At 72.0% G+C, this 15,443-nt stretch carries 15 protein-coding genes; 7 read left to right on the top strand and 8 right to left on the bottom strand.

The window, feature by feature from the left end; all coding sequences use genetic code 11:
* Positions 1 to 376: 376 nt before the first annotated feature.
* Positions 377 to 553 carry a transposase gene (locus tag AB0I21_RS05015; RefSeq protein ID WP_360559140.1) on the top strand — a complete coding sequence of 59 codons (177 nt, stop codon included), beginning with the start codon at positions 377 to 379 and terminating at the stop codon, positions 551 to 553.
* A gap of 416 nt (positions 554 to 969) precedes the next feature.
* Here the strand turns inward: AB0I21_RS05015 and AB0I21_RS05020 are convergent, their stop codons facing one another.
* Genes AB0I21_RS05020 through AB0I21_RS05050 form a run of 7 tightly spaced genes read right to left on the bottom strand, consistent with a single transcriptional unit; the run spans position 970 to position 8,263 of the window.
* Complete coding sequence (locus tag AB0I21_RS05020; RefSeq protein WP_360559141.1) at positions 970 to 2,310, bottom strand: metallophosphoesterase; 1,341 nt, start codon at positions 2,308 to 2,310, stop codon at positions 970 to 972.
* A 3-nt stretch (positions 2,311 to 2,313) separates the two neighbouring features.
* Entirely contained in the window at positions 2,314 to 2,559 is a 246-nt protein-coding gene (locus tag AB0I21_RS05025; RefSeq protein WP_360559142.1) for a MoaD/ThiS family protein, read from the bottom strand.
* A complete protein-coding gene (gene moaA, locus AB0I21_RS05030) occupies positions 2,556 to 3,587 on the bottom strand; it encodes a GTP 3',8-cyclase MoaA (RefSeq protein ID WP_360559143.1) in 1,032 nt (343 codons plus the stop codon). Before moaA ends, AB0I21_RS05025 begins: the two co-directional genes overlap by 4 nt.
* A 30-nt stretch (positions 3,588 to 3,617) precedes the next feature.
* Positions 3,618 to 4,484: a fructosamine kinase family protein gene (locus tag AB0I21_RS05035; protein WP_360559144.1), complete on the bottom strand. Its 867-nt coding sequence runs from the start codon at positions 4,482 to 4,484 to the stop codon at positions 3,618 to 3,620.
* Positions 4,484 to 4,924, bottom strand: coding sequence for a hypothetical protein (locus tag AB0I21_RS05040; RefSeq protein WP_344500776.1), 441 nt, complete (start codon positions 4,922 to 4,924; stop codon positions 4,484 to 4,486). The genes AB0I21_RS05035 and AB0I21_RS05040 overlap by 1 nt, the downstream gene beginning before the upstream one ends.
* Positions 4,896 to 6,554, bottom strand: a complete 1,659-nt coding sequence (locus AB0I21_RS05045) for a GTPase (protein ID WP_360559145.1) — start codon at positions 6,552 to 6,554, stop codon at positions 4,896 to 4,898. Before AB0I21_RS05045 ends, AB0I21_RS05040 begins: the two co-directional genes overlap by 29 nt.
* Positions 6,551 to 8,263: a dynamin family protein gene (locus tag AB0I21_RS05050; RefSeq protein WP_360559282.1), complete on the bottom strand. Its 1,713-nt coding sequence runs from the start codon at positions 8,261 to 8,263 to the stop codon at positions 6,551 to 6,553. The genes AB0I21_RS05045 and AB0I21_RS05050 overlap by 4 nt, the downstream gene beginning before the upstream one ends.
* 349 nt (positions 8,264 to 8,612) lie before the next feature.
* Between AB0I21_RS05050 and dnaK the strand changes: the two genes are divergently transcribed.
* From dnaK to AB0I21_RS05070, 4 genes are read left to right on the top strand one after another with little or no spacing between them, the layout of a single operon-like run.
* On the top strand, positions 8,613 to 10,484 hold the full coding sequence (gene dnaK, locus AB0I21_RS05055) for a molecular chaperone DnaK (protein WP_360559146.1): 1,872 nt from the start codon (positions 8,613 to 8,615) through the stop codon (positions 10,482 to 10,484).
* The gene (gene grpE, locus AB0I21_RS05060) at positions 10,481 to 11,233 is read left to right on the top strand and encodes a nucleotide exchange factor GrpE (RefSeq protein WP_360559147.1); all 753 of its coding nucleotides are present in this window, start codon (positions 10,481 to 10,483) and stop codon (positions 11,231 to 11,233) included. The genes dnaK and grpE overlap by 4 nt, the downstream gene beginning before the upstream one ends.
* 24 nt (positions 11,234 to 11,257) lie before the next feature.
* A complete protein-coding gene (gene dnaJ / locus AB0I21_RS05065; protein WP_360559148.1) occupies positions 11,258 to 12,499 on the top strand; it encodes a molecular chaperone DnaJ in 1,242 nt (413 codons plus the stop codon).
* Complete coding sequence (locus tag AB0I21_RS05070) at positions 12,489 to 12,932, top strand: helix-turn-helix transcriptional regulator (RefSeq protein WP_360559149.1); 444 nt, start codon at positions 12,489 to 12,491, stop codon at positions 12,930 to 12,932. The genes dnaJ and AB0I21_RS05070 overlap by 11 nt, the downstream gene beginning before the upstream one ends.
* 123 nt (positions 12,933 to 13,055) lie before the next feature.
* Here AB0I21_RS05070 and AB0I21_RS05075 read toward each other — a convergent pair whose 3' ends face one another.
* Complete coding sequence (locus AB0I21_RS05075) at positions 13,056 to 13,487, bottom strand: hypothetical protein (RefSeq protein WP_360559150.1); 432 nt, start codon at positions 13,485 to 13,487, stop codon at positions 13,056 to 13,058.
* A 200-nt stretch (positions 13,488 to 13,687) separates the two neighbouring features.
* On the opposite strand from AB0I21_RS05075, the gene AB0I21_RS05080 reads away from it, so the two are divergent.
* Positions 13,688 to 14,242, top strand: coding sequence for a DUF1707 domain-containing protein (locus AB0I21_RS05080; RefSeq protein WP_344500790.1), 555 nt, complete (start codon positions 13,688 to 13,690; stop codon positions 14,240 to 14,242).
* Entirely contained in the window at positions 14,230 to 15,399 is a 1,170-nt protein-coding gene (locus AB0I21_RS05085) for a sialidase family protein (RefSeq protein WP_360559151.1), read from the top strand. Before AB0I21_RS05080 ends, AB0I21_RS05085 begins: the two co-directional genes overlap by 13 nt.
* The last annotated feature ends 44 nt before the right edge of the window (positions 15,400 to 15,443 follow it).

A 15,443-nucleotide genomic window follows, 5' to 3' on the forward strand; every position in this document is an offset into this window, starting at 1 on the left:
TCTCACCCGCACCCCAATGCGCCGCTCCGCGACGCACTGCCCGCGCCGAGACGCGAGGCAGGGCAAGCGGCGCCTGCGCGCCGCATCCGGTGGTCGCCCGCCGCCGTGGCTGGGGCACAGCATCGGCATCTTGCGCTAACACCACGCAAATCCGAAATATCAGGTGTGGGAGGCCTCGCTCTGCCTTGCGGTGCCTCGCCGGTCGCGTCCACGGGGCGAATCGCCTACTTGGGCGTGATGTGGCGAATGGAATTGGCCACCGCTAGATCCTTCAAACGGCGAAGTAACGAAGGAGAGATCAAGCGATGGCCGCACCTCCGAAGGTAGGCGGTGCCACGTTCCTGCGTGAGCACTTGGAGTCCGCGGCACCCGCGCGATGGCGAAGATCTTCGCCGAAGCACTCATATCCGCCGAGGCCGACGCGCTGTGCGGCGCGGGCTACGGCGAACGCAGCGACGCACGCGTCGACTTTCGTAACGGATACCGGCGCCGGGGCTGGGACATCCGCGCCTTCACCGTGGAGCTCGCGATGTCGAAGCTGCGGCAGGGCTAATACGTTTCGGACTGGCCGCCCCGCGCCGAATCAGGCATTGACCAGCCTCGTAGGGACAGCGGGGGACATCACGAACCTGTCGAAGTCGTAGGTGTCGGAGACGGCGGCGAATCTGGACGCGCAGGCCGAGGCGTTCCGTCTCCGGCCCCCTCGACGCAGCCCATTACGCGTTGTGTGGACGGACGCGCTCGTGATCAAGGTCCGCGAACCCGGCGAGTCGGTGCGGGGGATCGCGGCTCAGTCGGGTCGGGTGGCGTCGACGGTGGCCCGGGAGGTCTTGAACCGCTCGAACCATCGGTTGTCTGGGCTGAGGCGGCCGGGTCTGGTGTAACCGGGCGGTGCGGACGCAGGCGTCGTCGGACGCGTGCCCGGCCCGGTCCAAGGGCGGGCACGCTTACCAAACGTTGGGTGGCTTGTCAGGCGCGGTGTAATTCGATGACCGAGATGTCCGGTGGGGCGCCGAAGCGGACCGGGGGGCCCCAGAAGCCGGCGCCGCGGGTGACATAGACCTGGGTGCCGTCGACGGTGCCGAGGCCGGACACCACGGGGGCCTCCAGGCCCACCAGCAGGTTGAAGGGCACCATCTGGCCGCCGTGGGTGTGGCCCGACAGCTGCAGGTCGACGCCGTGCTTGGCGGCGTCGTGGGCCTGGACCGGCTGGTGGGCGAGCAGCACGACCGGGCGCGAGGCGTCGCGGCCGTCGAGGGCCTTTGCGAAGTCCGGCCCGTCGCCCATGTCGGAGCCCGTGACGTCGTTGACGCCGGCGAGGTCGAGGCCCTGGATGTCGAGGCGCTCGTTGCGCAGGACCCGCACGCCGAGCGAGTCCACCTCGTCGATCCACTCCTGGTAGCCGGAGAAATACTCGTGGTTGCCGGTGACGAAGAAGCTGCCCTGCCGCGATCGCAGGTCCTGCAGCGGCTCCGCCGCCGGGCCCAGCTCGGCCACCGAACCGTCGACCAGGTCCCCCACGATCGCGACGACGTCCGCGTCGACCGAGTTGATGATCCGGACGATCCGCTCGGTGTGCGAGCGGCCCAGCAGCGGGCCGAGGTGGATGTCGGAGACCAGTGCGATCTTGAAGCCGGACATGCTCGCCGGCAGCTTCGCCAGCCGGATCGGGACGCGCTTCAGCTGCGGCGCGCTCTTCGCCTGCCACGTGCCGATGCCCACCGCGCCCACGGACAGCACCCCGGCCGTCGCGGCCAGGGACCGCCCGAGCAGCAGCCGCCGTGAGGGGTCGTGCCTGCTGTCCACAGCCTCCGGCAACGGCTCCGCCGCCGACCGCTCGTCCACGACCTCGGCGAACTCGCCGTTGTCCACAGCCTGTGCCGGCCCGGCGGCGGCGCCGATATCCACAGCCCGCCCGCCCGCGTCCACAGTCTCCTGCACAGGTCGGGGACTTCTGTCCACAGGCCCGGCAGTGGTTTCCACAGAGTTATCCACAGGTCGGCGGCGGGTCCACGGGCGCAGGGCGAGCCGGGGCAGCTCCAGCAGCGCGAGCGTCACCAGCAGGTAGAACATCAGGGCCAGCCACAGGAACCCGGGCCACGCCAGGATCGGCTGCTGCTTCAGCGGCAGCACCCGCGAGCCGACCAGCGTCACCGGGATCAGCACCCCGAGCAGCGCCACCACCAGCGTGCCGACCCTGCGGCCGCGGCGGGTGGTGAAGACGTCCTTGACCAGGCGCTTCCACAGATACCAGTGGATGCCGAACACGATGAGCAGCACGACCACCAGGAACAGTGCGATGAACAACACGTGTCAGCCGCCCGCGAACGGTGGAAGGACGTCGACAGTCGCCGTCGCCGGCAGGGCCGCTTCGCGGTCCCGCCAGGACGTGCCGTCGACGAGGAACGAGCAGGCCGTGAGCACCGACGCCAGCCTGGGCCGGTCGTGGGTGAGCACGGCCACGAGCTCGCCGAGCGTCGCCGCCTCGACCTTCTCCTCGGGCACGCCGGCGGCCGCGCGGGCCCCGGCGAAGTAACGCACGAGCAGCACCGCGGTCATCCCCCGATCGCTGACATGGGACGGGCGGGCTGCAGGAACGTCGGGTCGTCGATGCCGTGCCCGGCCGGCTTCGCCCACATCGCCTTGCGCCACAGGTCGGCGAGCTCGCCGTCGGTGGCGCCGCCGCGCATCGCGCCGCGCAGGTCGGTCTCCTCCTGGCTGAACAGGCACGAACGCACCGAGCCGTCGGCGGTCAGGCGGGTGCGGTCGCAGGCGCCGCAGAACGGGCGCGACACGCTCGCGATCACGCCGACCCGCGCGGGTCCGCCGCCGACGGCGGTGTGCCCCTCGACCAGCCAGGTCTCGGCGGGCGCGCCGCCGCGCAGGACGGGGTCGGCTCGCAGGTCGAAGGACTCCCGCAGCCGGGCGAGGATCTCCTCGCCGGTCACCATCTCCTCGCGCCGCCAGGTGTGCCCGGCGTCCAGCGGCATCTGCTCGATGAACCGCAGCTCATAGCCGTGCTCGAGGGCGAACCGCAGCAGCGGCACCGCCTCGTCGTCGTTGACCCCGCGCAGCAGCACCGCATTCATCTTCACCGGCACCAGGCCGGCCTCCGCCGAGGCGGCGAGCCCGGCGAGCACGTCGGCGTGCCGGTCACGGCGGGTCAGGGTCTGGAACCTGGCGGGGTCGATGGTGTCGAGCGAGACGTTGACCCGGTCGAGGCCGGCCTCGGCGAGCGTGCCGGCGAGCCGGGCCAGGCCGACGCCATTGGTCGTCAACATGGTGCTCGGGCGCGGCTCCAGCGCGGCGACGGCCCGCACGATCCCCGGCAGCCCGCGGCGCAGCAGCGGCTCGCCGCCGGTGAACCGGACCTCGGTCACGCCGAGCTGGGTGACCGCGACCCCGATCAGCCTGACGACCTCGTCGTCGGTGAGCAGGGTCGGGCTCGGCAGCCAGTCGAGGCCCTCGGCGGGCATGCAATAGGTGCAGCGCAGGTTGCACCGGTCGGTCAGCGAGACCCGCAGGTCGGTAGCCACACGGCCATGGCGGTCGGCGAGACCGGCACCAGGTGGCTCCGAAGGCTTCATGCCGAAACGGTACCCCAGGGGTCTGACAGTTCAGAGTGCCCGCAATGTCGACCGCACCGACTCCCGGTACGCCGCCCCGAACAGCGCCGTGTGCACCAGCAGCAGGTACAGCCGATGCAACGCCACCCGATCCTGCCAACCGTCGGCGAGCGGCCACGCCTCGCGGTACGCGGCCATGATCCGGTCATGGTGCGGCGCCCCGCCCCACAGCCCCAGCAGCGCCAGGTCGGTCTCCCGGTGCCCGCCGTGCGCCGCCGGGTCCACCAGCCACCCGGCGCCGGACCGGTCCCACAGCACGTTGCCCGGCCACAGGTCGCCATGGATTCGAGAGGGCGGTTCGTCGCCACCGTACGACGAGATGCCGGCGATCACGCGCTCCACATCTGCCACGTCGGAGCCGGTCAGCGCGCCGTTGTCGATCGACGTCCGCAGGAAGGGCAGCAGCCGCCGCTCCGCGAACCACGGTCCCCACGGCCCGTCGGAGGGGTCGTTGGGCAGCGGCGCCGTGCCGATGAACCCGGGCCAGGCGGCCCCGAACGACGGCGCGCCCGCCCGGTGCATCGCCGCCAGCTGCCGCCCCAGCGAGGAAGCCCCGTCGGGGGTCGCCTCACCGTGCTCGATCCACTCGAGGGCGAGCATGGCCGGCAGCTCGGCGATCACCGACGGCACCTGCACCGTGCCGGCCTCCTGAAGCCACCGCAGACCGGCGGCCTCGGTGGCGAAGAACCCCGCGGGCGGGTCATCGAGGGACTTGCAGAAGATCGAGCTGCCGTCGTCGAGCGTGAGCCGCTGCGCGTTGCAGATCGACCCGCCCGGCACCGGCGTCTCGCGGATCCGCTGGTGCTTGATGAACACCGGCAGCTGCCCGGGGTGTGCGCGCAAGAAGTCCAGATCCATCAGCGCTGCCTTCGCAGAGAAACCAAGTGGGTCGCGGCCAGCGCCGGCGGCACCAGCGCCCCGGCCACCAGGCTCAACAGGCTCAGCACCCGATCCGTCGCGCCCATGTGCCCGGCGTGCAGCGCGTGGAAGCCGAAGTGCAGGGTGCCGAAGACGGCCGTGGCCACCCCGGCGAGCCAGCTGGTGGCGGGCCGGTCGAGCACGGCCGCGCCGCCGCAGAGCACCGCGATCATGAGCATCGTGGCGCCCAGGTCGACGATCAGGTGCTGGTTGTAGGGCGGGTACGCGGCCGTCCAGTGCAGCCCGAAGCCGGGAAACGTGGCGAAGAACCGCTCCGGGAAGACCACGGCCCACGCCCCCCAGGCGACGTTGACCAGGGCGATCACGGAGAAACCGGCGCGGCGGACGAAGTCAGCGGGCGGCGGCGCGTAAAGCGTCACGCGCGTCATCGTACGAGCGCAGCACCGCACGCATCGGCGCGACGATGTGCACGTCCGCGACCTGCGCGATCGCGGCCCGCAGCCGGCGGTCGGCGCGCGCCCTGGCCCGGCGGGCGGCCATCCCCACGACCGGACGGACGACGACCGACAGCAGCACCCCGAACAGCAGCCCGCCGACGAGCAGCGCGGTCGGCACCGGCAGCCGCCCGGCGTGCGGCGCTGCCAGGTCCGGCAGTCCGAGGAACGCGAAGACCGCCCGCACCGTCAGCCACAACAGCCCCACCAGCGCGGTGGCGGCGCCGAGCCACTGCAGCGCCCCCACCAGCCGCCACCAGAACGGTTTGCGGTCCATGCCGAGGTCCGCCGAGGCGACCGCCACGTCCAGCGCGTCGGGCACGTCGTCGAGGCGTGCCCGGGAAGCGGCGGTGACCGCGGCCGGCCACGGCTCCGGCAGCCCCGCGCTCGCCTGCTCGGCGACCTCTCGGGACGCGAGCGCCACCGCGGCCTTCTGCGCGGCGCTCGATTCAGGCAGTGACGATGCGGCAGGTGTACTGCCGGCAGGCTGATCCAGGTGCAGCCGCCGCAGCGGATCCGGCCGCAGCCGGCGGACCCAGCGGACGACCGGCCAGCCGAGGACGCCGGTGGCCCGGTGCCGGTAGGTGCGCTCGGTCGCCGCGACGACGACCGGCACCCCGGCCGCAGTGGCGAGGGACTCCGCGAGCCGGTCGATCGCGGCGGGTTGGATGCGCTCGCCCCGTACATCGGCGGCCACCAGCGGATCGAGCTCACCGACGGCACCGCTCACGTCGCCGGCGAGCCGCTGCAGGAAGGCCTGGCGCTGCGCGACGGTGCGCTCCAGCGTGGCGCGGAGCGTGTCGAGGCCGGGCTGGCCCTTCGCGGACGTCGGGAACGCCGGCACGCCGCCGAGCCCGTCGGCTTCCAGCAGGCGGCGCAGGTCGGCGACGAGCCGCTCGCTGTCGGTGCGGGTGAGCCGGTCGGCCTGGTTGAGCACCACGACCGTCACGTCCCGGTGCCGCTGGAACTGGGAGAGGTACTGCTGGTGGACCACGCGGTCGGCGTACTTCTGCGGGTCGAGCACCCACACGACCAGGTCGACGAGGCGCAGCAGCCGGTCGACCTCCAGCCGGTGCCGGGCCTCGATGGAGTCGAAGTCGGGCAGGTCGAGCAGCACCAGCCCGCGCAGGCCGGCCTCGTCCTCGCCGTCGAGCGCGCTCTCGCGGGTGAAGCGCCGGTTGGGCGGCACGCCGAGCCAGTCGAGCAGCGGCCCGGCGCCCTGCGCGCCCCACACGCAGGCGTGCGCGACGCCGGTCGTCGGGCGGCGCACCCCGACCCGCGACAGCTGAAACCGGCACAGCGCGTTGAACAGGCTGGACTTGCCGCTGCCGGTGGCGCCCGCGAGCGCGACGACGGTGTGCGCCCTGGACAGCGCGAGCCGCTCGCCGGCCCGGTCGATGACCGTGCGGGCCGTGACCAGCCTGGCGTCGGGCACGTGGTCCTCGGCCGCCTGCACGAACCGCCGCAGCGACTCCACCCGGTCGGCGAGCTGGTCGGCGTCCACCGAGCCGCCCTGCCGCGGGATCACCTGCTTGATCTTGTCCACCAAGCTCATTTCTGCGGCTCCAGCCGGACGTCGGCGCGGGCGAGCTGCACCGCGGTGCTGGCGGCGCGCAGGCGGCCGGCGTAGTCGTCGTCGATCCCCGCCCCGGCCAGCGCGCTGCGGTAGCGGCCGGCCTCCTCGTCGAAGAGGGCGGTGACCCGCTCCAGCAGGTCCTGTCTGGCCCGGGCGGCGAGCGACCGCACCGCCTGGTCGCCGAAGATCGCCTCGAGCACCTTCTGCGCGGTGACGGTGGTGCCGCCGGCGACCACGATCTCCAGCCCGGTCGGGATGAACGCGGTCGCCGCGAAGACGGAGACCATCACCAGCAGCCCGGTCGCGTTGACCGCATAGGCGCTGGCCCGGGCGAGCACCCGCTTGTCGCCGGCCTCGGAGCGCACCAGGTCGAGGACCGAGCGCTGCCAGTCGCGGATGAGCCGGGCGATCCGCTCGTCGAGGTCGTCGGAGGGGCGGGTCAGATTGGGCGCGGCGGTGAGCAGCGCGGCGCCCGCGGGGTGGGCCTTCCAGGCGGCGCCGGCCCGCTCGGCGGCGTCGGTCGCGGCGCCCTTGAGCAGGATCGCGAGCCCTGAGCCGATCGCCTCCTGGAAGCGCTCGCCGGGCGCCGGCCGGCCGGTGACGGCGGCGACGACCCGGTCGCGGGCGCGCCCGACCCGGGCCTGCAGCGCGCGCATGATGTCGCCCGTGCCGACGAGCTCCTGCCATCGGGCCAGCACCTCGCCCCGCAGCAGCGCCCCGTCGTGGATGCCATGCTCGACCGAGGAGGTGGCGGCCCGGTAGGACCCGCGGACCGCGTCGTCGAGCGACTTCGCCGCCGTGACCTGGTCCTCCGCGGCCGAGGCGAGCATGCCGACGTCCATCGTGAGCGCGTCGACGGCGCCGCCGACGGTCTGGCGGACCACGGCCGCGCGCGCCTCCGCGGAGCGGGCCAGCTTGCCGAACCAGTCGCGCAGCGGCGCCACCTGCGCCTCGCTGAGCAGCCCCTGACTGTCGAGCCGGGCCTCGGGCAGGATGAACAGCGGCACCCCGCCGAGCTCCTGCTCCTGCAGCATCCCGGTCAGGTGCGGGCCGATCTCGTCGGCCGCGCCGCCGCCGGGCACCCGGTCGAGCACCAGAGCGATGGCGGTGCCCCGGTTACGGGCGGTGCGCAGCATGCCCCACGGCACCGCGTCGGCATACCGCGCGGCGGTGGTGACGAAGAGCCAGAGGTCGGCGGCGGCGAGCAGTTGCGAGGCGAGCTGCCGGTTGGCGTCGACGACGGAGTCGATGTCGGGCGCGTCGAGCAGGGCCAGCCCGGGGCTGAGCGCCTGGGCGGACACGACCTGCAGCGTCCTGGCGTCGCTGCTCGCGCCGCTGGTGCGGGTCAGCGAAGGCAGCACGTTGGCCTTGGCGAACCACGACATGTCGGTGGGGTGGCAGACGAGGACCGGCGCCCGGGTGGTGGGGCGCAGCACGCCCGACGGGCTGACCGGGGTGCGGACCAGGCTGTTGACCAGCGTCGACTTGCCGGCGCCGGTCGAGCCGCCGACGACCACCAGCAGCGGCGCGTCGAGCCGGTCGAGCCTGGGCAGCAGATAGTCGTCGAGCTGGCCGACCATGGCGGTGGCGACCGCGGTGGCGCGCTCGGCGCTGGGCAGCGGCAGCGCGAACCGGGTCTCCTTGCCGAGCTCGCGGAGATCGACGAGCGCCGAGACGAGGTCGGCCAGTCCGGACCGCTCCGGCTCCCGGGCGCGCGGGGGCCGACCGGCGGACGGGCCATCAGCTGAAGGGCTGGCAGCCGCCGACCGGGCGGACACCGACTCGCCCTGTGTGGTCACTGCTAAAGCGTGCACGATGTCGCTGTCGAGCGCCATGCAATGGCCGTAAGCATCGATGTCACCCAGCGCAATCTCACCCATGACGTACCACAGCGGCGGCCCCGGGTGTGACAAGTTGCGTCGGTCTCACTCAAGGTTGGACTTGACGATCGAGACTTGCATGGCACTATTGAGTGACAGTCACTCAACTTCGCAGTCGGGGCTCTCGCACCGGCTGTCTCTTGGAGGTCAAGCAGCTATGGCACGTGCGGTCGGCATCGACCTCGGAACCACCAACTCGGTGGTCAGTGTCCTGGAGGGCGGCGAGCCCAGCGTCATCGCCAACGCCGAAGGTGCGCGCACGACGCCGTCCATCGTCGCGTTCGCCCGCAACGGTGAGGTGCTGGTGGGCGAGGTCGCCAAGCGCCAGGCGGTCACCAACCCGGACCGGACCATCCGCTCCGTGAAGCGTGAGATGGGCACCAACTGGGCCATCGACATCGACAGCAAGAAGTACACCCCGCAGGAGATCTCCGCGCGGGTGCTCATGAAGCTCAAGCGCGACGCCGAGGCCTACCTCGGCGAGCAGATCACCGACGCGGTCATCACCGTGCCGGCATATTTCAACGACTCGCAGCGCACCGCCACGAAGGAGGCCGGCGAGATCGCCGGTTTCAACGTGCTGCGCATCGTCAACGAGCCGACCGCCGCCGCCCTGGCCTATGGCCTGGACAAGGGCCCGAAGGAGCAGACCGTCCTGGTCTTCGACCTCGGCGGTGGCACGTTCGACGTGTCGGTCCTGGAGCTCGCCGAGGGCGTCGTCGAGGTCAAGTCGACCTCCGGTGACAACCACCTCGGTGGCGACGACTGGGACGAGCGGGTCATCGACCACCTGGTGAAGACGTTCCGCGGCCAGCACGGCATCGACCTGTCCGCCGACAAGATGGCGATGCAGCGTCTGCGCGAGGCCTCCGAGAAGGCCAAGATCGAGCTGTCCGCCGCCACCACCACCTCGATCAACCTGCCCTACATCACCGCCGGCCCCGACGGCCCGCTGCACCTGGACACCCAGCTGTCGCGCGCCGAGTTCCAGCGGATGACGCAGGACCTGCTCGACCGGACCAAGGTCCCGTTCGAGAACGCGATCCGCGACGCGGGCATCAAGGTCGGCCAGCTCGACCACGTCATCCTCGTCGGCGGCTCGACCCGTATGCCCGCGGTGACCGAGCTGGTCAAGCAGCTCACCGGCAAGGACCCCAACAAGGGCGTCAACCCGGACGAGGTCGTCGCCGTCGGCGCCGCCCTGCAGGCCGGTGTCCTCAAGGGTGAGGTCAAGGACGTCCTGCTGCTCGATGTCACCCCGCTGTCGCTGGGCATCGAGACCAAGGGCGGCATCATGCACAAGCTGGTCGAGCGCAACACGACCATCCCGACCAAGCGCTCCGAGGTCTACACCACCGCCGACGACAACCAGCCGTCGGTGCTCATCCAGGTCTTCCAGGGTGAGCGGGAGATGGCGGCCTACAACAAGCGCCTCGGCACCTTCGAGCTGACCGGCCTGCCGCCGGCGCCGCGTGGCGTGCCGCAGATCGAGGTCACCTTCGACATCGACGCCAACGGCATCGTGCACGTGTCCGCCAAGGACCTCGGCACGGGCAAGGAGCAGTCGATGACGATCACCGGCGGCTCGGCGCTGCCGAAGGACGACATCGAGCGGATGATGCGCGACGCGCAGGAGCACGCCGACGACGACAAGCGCCGCCGCGAGGAGGCCGAGACCCGCAACCTGGCCGAGGCCCTGCAGTGGCAGACCGAGAAGTTCCTCGCCGAGTCCGGTGACAAGATCCCGGCCGACGCCCGCGACCAGATGAACGAGGCGCTGGGCGACCTGCGCAGCGCGCTGGGTGGCAACGACACCGAGCGGATCAAGGCGGCGCACGAGAAGCTGGCGCAGGTCTCGCAGCAGGCCGGCAGCGCGCTCTACGAGCAGCAGCGGCAGCAGAGCGCCGGCGGCGAGGCTCCCGGCGCCGGGTTCGGCGGCGGCGACACGGCCGGCACCGCCGGCAATGCCGGAAACGGCCCGGATGACGTCGTCGACGCCGAGATCATCGACGAGGGCGACAAGAAGTGACCGACGAAGCCCGCGCCGCCGGCCCGGAGGGGCCGGCGGAGCGCGTTGTGATCAAGGACAAGCGGAAGGTGTCGGCCGACAGCAAGCAGGCCGAAGCACCCGACGCCGGACACACCGCGGAGGAGGCACACGTGGAGGTCGAGGAGACCGAGACCGTCGCCGAGCAGGCCGGGACGGACGTCGCAGAGACCGACGAGGCGCCGGTCGAGGGCGAGATCGTGGACGAGGCGTTCACGGTGCACGCGCCGCCGGTCAGCGAGCCGGGCGAGGCCGCCGCGCAGGGCACCACGGACGACGCGCACCAGCACGGCCTCGGCGCCGAGCTGGCCGCGCTGCGCACCGACCTCGACGAGCGCACCCGCGACCTGCAGCGGGTCACCGCCGAATACGCCAACTACCGCAAGCGGGTCGACCGCGACCGGGCGCTGGTGGTCGAGCAGTCCACCGGCAACGTGCTCGGCGCGCTGCTGCCCGTGCTCGACGACCTGGACCGGGCCCGCGAGCACGGCGACCTGGTCGGGCCGTTCGGCGCGGTGGCGGAGCAGCTGACGGCGGCGCTGACGAAGTTCGGGCTGACCGTCTTCGGGTCGAAGGGCGATCCGTTCGACCCGACCCGTCACGAGGCGGTGGCCCACCTGACCTCGGCCGAGGTGAGCGAGCCGACCTGCATCGACGTGATGCGGCGCGGCTACCTCCTCGGCGAGCGGCTGCTGCGACCGGCCCTGGTCGCCGTTGCCGACCCGGAGTAAGAGACGCCTGGAGGAGGTGGCGCGATGAGTTCGAAGGACTGGTTGGAAAAGGATTTCTACGCGGTTCTGGGCGTCACCAAATCCGCTACCACCGACGAGGTCAAGAAGGCGTACCGCAAGCTCGCGCGCGAGCTGCACCCCGACCGCAACCCCAACAACGCGGCGGCCGAGGAGCGGTTCAAGGCGGTGTCGGAGGCGTATGACGTGCTCTCCGACCCGGGCCGGCGCAAGGAGTACGACGAGATGCGGTCACTCTTCAGCGCGGGCGCGTTCCGGCGCAACGCCCGGGCCGGCAGCCACGGCCCGGGCGGGCCCGGCTTCGACTTCTCCGACCTGTTCGCCAATGGCGCGCAGGGCGGCGGGGCCGGCCCGGCCGCCGGCGCGGGTGTCGGTGGCGACCGCCGCTTCGGCGGTGCGGGTTTCTCCGACCTGTTCAGCTCGATCTTCTCCGGTGGCGGCGGACCCGGCGCGCCCGGTGGGACGCCCGGCCGCCGCGGCCGCGGACGCGACGTCGAGACCGAGGTGGTCCTCAACTTCGCCGACGCGGTCCAGGGCGCGACGCTGCCGATCACGCTGCGCACGCCCGGCACCTGCGAGACCTGCCACGGCAACGGCGCGGCCCCCGGCTCCACGCCGCGGACCTGCCCCAACTGCCGCGGCCAGGGTGTCGTCAGCAGCAACCAGGGCTCGTTCAGCTTCACCGAGCCGTGCCGCGAGTGCCAGGGCGTGGGCACGATCGTCGACGAGAAGTGCCCGGAGTGCGTGGGCAGCGGCGGCGTGACCAAGACCCGCACGATCAACGTGCGCATCCCTCCGGGGGTCGCCGAGGGTCAGCGGATCCGCCTGAGCGGTCGGGGTGAGCCGGGCACGCGTGGTGGCGCGGCCGGCGATCTGTTCGTGTTGATCAGGGTGCGTCCCGACTCGGTCTTCGGCCGGACCGGCGACGATCTGACCCTGACGGTGCCGGTGACCTTCGCGGAGGCGGCGCTCGGCGCCGACCTGCGGGTGCCGACCCTCGACGCGGCCGTGACGCTGCGGGTGCCCCCGGGCACCCCGAGCGGTCGGACGCTGCGGGTGCGCGGCAAGGGGGTCGCCCGGCGCGACGGGAAGGTCGGTGACCTGCTCGTCACGATCGACGTCCACGTGCCGGCGGAGCTCAGCGAGGCCGCCCGGCAGGCACTGTCCGACTACGCGGCCGCGGCGCCGCCGGCTCCGAGGGAGCGGCTCGACGCGATCGCACGGGAGCGCAGCAGCTATGAACGATGACGATGACGAGCGTGCGATCTTCATCGGCTTCGAGGCGGTCTCCGACGCCAAGGTGCTGATCATCTCGATCGCCGCCCGGCTGGCCGGGATGCACCCGCAGACCCTGCGGCAGTACGACCGCATGGGGCTGGTGCAGCCCGGCCGCACCTCCGGCGGCGGCCGCCGCTACAGCGAGCGCGACGTGGCGCTGCTGCGCGAGGTGCAGCGGCTCAGCCAGGAGGAAGGCGTCAACCTCGCCGGCATCAAGCGGATCATCGAGCTGGAAGGGCTCGTCGGTGACCTGCGCCAGCGGGTGGCCGACCTGGAGGACGAGCTGATCCGCACCCGGACCAGGCTGGCGCAGCTGGAGGCGGCCGGCTTCCCACGCCGCGATCTGGTGCCGACCAACCAGCACCCGACGGCGCTGGTGGTGTGGCGGCCTTCGCAGAAATAGCGTGTTTGCCGTTCCCCGCCGCAGGGCATCAGGTGCGCAGGGAATGGTGTGGTCATCCGGAGGGCTGACCGGATGCTCGCAGGGTGTGGTCAATGAGGGGGCGCCGTCGCTGACGGCGCCCTTTCAGCTGATCCTGCGGGGTGCGCGGGTCAGGCCGCCCTCGCACCAGTCGTGGTACTCGAACAGCTCCGGCCGGGCCAGCAGCATCCGGGCGTTGTGCGCCCAGGTGGTCAGGTGCTCGTCGCCCTGCTCCTCGGCCTGCTCGACGAACTTGCGCAGCCGCCGCTTCGGGTGGGCCCGGAAGTGCGTGCGGATCCCGTCGGCGGCGTAGATGTACAGGCAGTGCAGCGCGAACCGGCGGGCCGGGCAGGCCGGGTCCATCGCCAGGTCGAACAGCGTGCCGATCAGCCGGTCGCCGGCGACCAGGAGGTCCCAGTCGGGCGGCATCGTCTGCAGCACCGCCGCGTCGGGGTGATAGGCCCAGGCACGCAGCTCTGCTGGAGTAGGGTCGACCGGATTGGCAAAGCCCCGGAATCCCGCTTGTTGCACGCTCACTGTCAGCTCCCGTGGCCAGCGGGTATGTGATCGCCAGAGGTCCTGGAGTCGGCGACAACTTAGCCCGCCACCTGGCGACTGCGGAAGAGCCGAAGGGACCGGTTACTCTCCGGATACAGCCATACGGGTGGCTTTAGGGTGAAAAGTCGCCCCGGTTCAGGGCTATATCAATGGATCTCGCCTGGGTCTACAGTGTCGTCGTGAGCACGGACCATCGCGACATGCGCATCTCAGACGCGGAGCGCGAGCGGGTTGTGGCCCAGCTGAACACGGCGGTGTCCGAGGGTCGGCTCACCCTCGCGGAGTTCGAGGAGCGCGTCGACGGCGTCCTGCGCTCCCGCACGTTCGGCGAGGTCGAGCCGTATGTGATCGACCTTCCCGTGCAGCAGGTGACCGCGCCCAAGCTCGTCGAGATCCGCAACCGGGCGTCGGCGCTGAAGCGGCAGGGTCGCTGGACCGTCCCCCGCCTGCTGTCGATCTCGACCCGGTCCGGGTCGGTGAAGATCGACTTCACCGAGGCGATCTTCAGTGCCACCGCCGTGGACATCGCGCTCGACGCGCAGTCCAGCTCGGTCGAGCTCATCCTGCCCGCCGGCGCCGCCGCCGACCTCGACAGCATCGACGCCGACGCGAGCAACGTGCGGTCGAAGGTCGAGCCGTCCGGGCCGGGCGTCGCGTTCCGCATCAGCGGCCAGGTCAAGCGCAGCAGCGTCAAGGTGCGCTACCAGCGGAGGTTCCTGCGGTGGCGGTGGTGAAGCCGGTGGCGTCGGGGAAGCGTCGCGCGCTCGCCGCCGCCTTGGCCGTCACGCTGTCCATGACGCTGACCGCCGGTTCCTGCGGCCCCGGCGAGGAGCAGGCCGACGACCCCGCGCCGGACGTGTCCTACCAGGAGGAGGCACCGGCCCCGGCCGGCTCGGAAGACCCGCACAACCGGCAGTCGGTGGTCCAGGTGCCGAAGGGCACTTCGCCGCGCTCGGTCGAGTTCGCCGACGCCGACACCGGGTATGCCCTGTTCAGCACGTGCGTCAACGGGCAGGCCTGCCAGGTCGGCCTGGTCATCACGCTCGACGGCGGGCAGTCGTGGGTGCCCCGCAAGGTGCCCTTCGACGACGCCACCGAGGTCGAGATGCGCCTCGGCCGGGGCAACGTGCTGCTGCTCCGCACGGCGCCCGGCGGCTGGTATGTCTCCAAGGACACCGGCCACACGTTCAAGCAGTACCCGCTCAACCCGCCGCCGCCGGAGCTCAACCTCACCGAGCCGCGCTTCAGCGTCGGCTGCCTCGACGGCACGGTCGACTGCGCGGCGCGCCAGCCGATGGAGATCACCGACGACGGCAAGCGCGTGGCGCTGTCCAGCCACCCGTCGGGCAACCAGCGTTTCACGAGCCTGGTCGCGCAGGCTGACGGCAAGCTGTGGCTGACCGCGCAGTCCGTCGAGACCTCCGGCAGCGTCCCGCCGATGATCACGGTCAGCGTCTGGAGCAGCGCCGACCGCGGCCGCACCTGGCACACCGAGGGCACGGCCAGGCTGCCGCAGCAGAGCGGCGTGGAGCCGCACGTGGTGGTGGCCCCCGACGGCTCCGACGTGTGGCTCGCCGCCAACCAGTTCGCGGCCCGCCGCACCGAGGGCGGGACCTGGGTCGAGGCGAGCGCGATGCGTGAGGTCGCCGAGGTGTACGGCGCGGAGGTCCTGCCCGGCGGCCTGCTGCTGGTCGCCAGCGGTCAGGGCGTCTGGACGGTGGACAGCGAGCGGCGCACCCGCGACCAGGGCGGCCGGTTGGTCTTCCGGCTGCGCCGGCTGTCGGAGACGACGATCCTCGGCTACCCCGCGCAGCAGTCGGGTGAGGTGTGGCTGTGCGAGGTGAAAGACAAGAATTGTGAGTGGTCGAGGGTCGCTGTCGCTGCACGATAAGACTTGAGTGGAATAGACTCAACCTCGCGAGCGTCGTACCTGGT

The sequence above is a fragment of the Dactylosporangium sp. NPDC050588 genome (assembly GCF_040654975.1).
GTDB lineage: Bacteria > Actinomycetota > Actinomycetes > Mycobacteriales > Micromonosporaceae > Dactylosporangium > Dactylosporangium maewongense.

What these genes read in the sequence shown, in the direction of transcription:
- AB0I21_RS05015 (WP_360559140.1), top strand. Translation starts at nt 377, where the DNA reads ATGGCGAAGATCTTCGCCGAAGCACTCATATCCGCCGAGGCCGACGCG.
- AB0I21_RS05025 (WP_360559142.1), bottom strand. Translation starts at nt 2,559, where the DNA reads ATGACCGCGGTGCTGCTCGTGCGTTACTTCGCCGGGGCCCGCGCGGCC.
- moaA (WP_360559143.1), bottom strand. Translation starts at nt 3,587, where the DNA reads ATGAAGCCTTCGGAGCCACCTGGTGCCGGTCTCGCCGACCGCCATGGC.
- AB0I21_RS05035 (WP_360559144.1), bottom strand. Translation starts at nt 4,484, where the DNA reads ATGGATCTGGACTTCTTGCGCGCACACCCCGGGCAGCTGCCGGTGTTC.
- AB0I21_RS05045 (WP_360559145.1), bottom strand. Translation starts at nt 6,554, where the DNA reads ATGAGCTTGGTGGACAAGATCAAGCAGGTGATCCCGCGGCAGGGCGGC.
- dnaK (WP_360559146.1), top strand. Translation starts at nt 8,613, where the DNA reads ATGGCACGTGCGGTCGGCATCGACCTCGGAACCACCAACTCGGTGGTC.
- dnaJ (WP_360559148.1), top strand. Translation starts at nt 11,258, where the DNA reads ATGAGTTCGAAGGACTGGTTGGAAAAGGATTTCTACGCGGTTCTGGGC.
- AB0I21_RS05070 (WP_360559149.1), top strand. Translation starts at nt 12,489, where the DNA reads ATGAACGATGACGATGACGAGCGTGCGATCTTCATCGGCTTCGAGGCG.